The organism is Micromonospora sp. NPDC048839, assembly GCF_040649915.1.
Taxonomy (GTDB): domain Bacteria; phylum Actinomycetota; class Actinomycetes; order Mycobacteriales; family Micromonosporaceae; genus Micromonospora.
The window spans coordinates 1-2,562 of sequence record NZ_JBEZGL010000055.1; the positions used below are offsets into that span (position 1 = coordinate 1).

1 protein-coding gene is annotated in these 2,562 nt (G+C 66.7%); it reads left to right on the top strand.

The genetic code is table 11. The annotated features are described in order from the left end of the window. Positions 1–2,562: SDR family NAD(P)-dependent oxidoreductase (locus AB0C25_RS36525; protein WP_357379644.1), on the top strand; the 2,562-nt coding region annotated here is incomplete at both ends.

A 2,562-nucleotide genomic window follows, 5' to 3' on the forward strand; every position in this document is an offset into this window, starting at 1 on the left:
CGCCGAGGTGGAGCTGCCGGATGGCACGGCGGTGACTGGTTTTGGTCTGCACCCGGCGCTGTTCGACGCGGCCCTGCACGCTATCGCCCTCGGCGATTTCGTCGAGGCGACGGCTACCGGTCCGATGCTGCCGTTCGTCTGGAGTGGAGTGGGCCTGCACGCCACCGGTGCCTCGACGGTGCGGGTTCGGCTCGCCCGGGCCGGAACCGACGCGGTCTCGCTGGCGATCACCGACACTGCTGGCGCACCGGTTCTCTCTGTCGAGTCGCTGGCGTTGCGTCCGCTGGAGTCGACGCGGCTCAGCACGGTTCAGGATTCGATGTTCGGCCTCGAGTGGGTCGAGGTCGCTGCGCATGCCTGGGATGGGGATTGGACGACGATCGACGGCGACTTCGCTGGTCCGGTTCCGGCCGCGGTCGTCGTGCCGTCGTTGGTTGATTCTGCTGTTGGGGTGGTGCGTTCGGCTCGTGAGGCTGTGGCGGCGGCGTTGGCGTTGGTGCAGCGGTGGGTTGGTGAGGATCGGTTTGGTGAGTCGTTGTTGGTGTTCTTGACGGCTGGTTCTGGGCCGGCGGATGCCGCGGTGCAAGGTTTGGTTCGTTCGGCGCAGATGGAGAACCCGGGTCGGTTCGTGCTGCTGGATTTGGGTGCTGCACCGGTGACGTCTGAGTTGTTGGGTGTGGCGCTTGGTAGCGGTGAGCCGGAGCTCGTCCTTCGGGATGGGCGCTGGGAGGCTCCACGTCTGGTCCGTGTTGTGGCGTCGTCGGCTGCGGTGCCGGTTGACGGCACGGTGTTGATCACGGGTGGTACGGGTGCGTTGGGTGCGTTGTTGGCGCGGCATCTGGTGGTGGAGCACGGTTTGCGGAGTTTGGTGCTGACCAGTCGTCGTGGCTTGGACGCTCCGGGGGCCGAGGGTTTGGTCGCCGAGTTGTCGGCGTTGGGTGCTGTTGTGCGGGTGGCCGCTTGTGATGTGTCGGATCGTGAGGCGGTCGCTGGGCTTCTTGGGGGGATCGCGGATCTGCGTGGGGTGGTGCATACCGCGGGTGTTCTCGACGACGGCCTGGTGACGTCGCTGTCGTCGGAGCGGTTGGGCGTGGTGTTCGGGCCGAAGGTCGACGCGGCGTATTACTTGCATGAGCTGACCGTGAGTCGAGACCTGGACATGTTCGTTGTGTTCTCGTCCGCCTCGGGTGTGCTGGGCAGTGGCGGGCAGGGGAACTACGCGGCGGCGAACAGTTTCTTGGATGAGTTGATTCGGCAGCGCAATGCGGCGGGGTTGGTTGGTACGTCCCTGGCGTGGGGTTTGTGGGAGCAGGCCGACGGCATGGGCGCGGGTGTTGATGGTGTGGCGGGCTTGTCTGAGGCTGAGGGGTTGGCTCTGTTCGATGTGGGCTGGGCGCAAGGTGGGGTTCTCGTTCCGATGCGTCTTGACCTTCCCGCTCTCCGCAAGAGCGGCGACGTGCCGCCGATCCTTCGTTCCCTCGTCCGGAAGTCCCGCCGGACGGCTCAACGCAGCGGCTCCGCTTCCGGCTGGACCGAGCAAATCGCCGCCCTGGCCGCCGGAGAACGGCTCGAGGCCGTACTGAATCTGGTACGGACGGCCGCGGCCGGTGTACTCGGGCACGACGGCTCAGAGGCTGTCGGTCCGACAGCCGCCTTCAAGGAACTGGGCTTCGACTCCCTCACCGCGATCGAGCTGCGCAACCAGCTCGCGGCGAAAACCGGCCTCCGGCTGCCGGCAACGCTCGTCTTCGACTACCCAACCGCGACTGTGGCCGCGGAGTTCATCCTCGGCCTGGTGGTGGGTGCCGCCACCCCGGTCGCGACTGGCATCGTGCAGCCCCGGGCCGAGGATCCGATCGTGGTGGTGGGGATGGCCTGCCGCTACCCGGGTGGGGCGGCCTCACCGGAACAGCTCTGGGAGTTGGTCGCCTCTGGTGGGGATGGCATCGGCGCGTTCCCCGACGACCGGGGCTGGGATGTTGCGGATCTGTTGGACACCTCGGTCTATGAGGTGGCTGGTGGTTTCCTCTATGACGCGGCGGGCTTCGATCCGGGGTTCTTCGGGATCTCGCCGCGGGAGGCCTTGGCCATGGATCCGCAGCAGCGGTTGCTGTTGGAGTCCTCGTGGGAGGCGTTCGAGTCCGCCGGGATCAACCCTGTTTCGGTACGCGGCAGCCAGACCGGTGTCTTCGCCGGGGTGATGTACCACAACTACGGCGCTCGGGTGATCGACGTACCGGACGGCGTAGAGGCGTTCCTGGGCACCGGCAGCTCCAGCAGCGTCGTCTCCGGCCGGGTGTCGTACATGTTCGGGTTCGAGGGTCCGGCGGTCACGGTTGATACGGCGTGTTCGTCGTCTTTGGTGACGTTGCATTTGGCGGCGCAGTCGTTGGGTCGTGGTGAGTGTGATCTGGCGTTGGCTGGTGGTGTCACGGTGATGCCGACGCCGGACACGTTCGCGAGTTTCGCGCAGCAGCAGGGGTTGGCGCGTAACGGTCGGTGTAAGGCGTTCGCGGGTGCGGCGGACGGCACCGGCTGGTCCGAGGGTGTCGGCATGCTGGT